Source organism: Lacisediminihabitans profunda, from assembly GCF_008040105.1.
Lineage (GTDB): Bacteria > Actinomycetota > Actinomycetes > Actinomycetales > Microbacteriaceae > Lacisediminihabitans > Lacisediminihabitans profunda.
The window spans coordinates 1-301 of record NZ_VRMG01000036.1; the positions used below are offsets into that span (position 1 = coordinate 1).

At 80.7% G+C, this 301-nt stretch carries 1 pseudogene; it reads right to left on the minus strand.

Features of this window, described 5'->3' with window-relative positions:
• A pseudogene (locus FVP33_RS19640) lies at positions 1-301 on the minus strand (hypothetical protein); the annotation flags it as partial.

The window sequence follows — 301 nt, forward strand, 5'->3', positions numbered from 1 at the left end:
GGGAAGGCCCCGCTCGTGTCGACCGGGGCGCCGGCGCAGCGTTCCCGCCGGGCCCGCACCGGGTCGGCCGACGCCCAAGTGCCGCCGAGTGCCGGCACGATGTCGTCGGTGTGCTCCCCGGCGAGCCAGGGCACGCCCGTGGGCACCGCCACCCGGGCGGCCGGGGGGCCGAGGGTGGAGAGCCCGCCGGCGGTGTAGTCGCCGGATGGCGCGAGCTGGGCCGCGGCGAGGCCGCCCTGGGAGTACCCGGTGGAGACCACGGGCGAGGCGGCGGACCCTCCGGCCGCCGCCATCCCCTCCC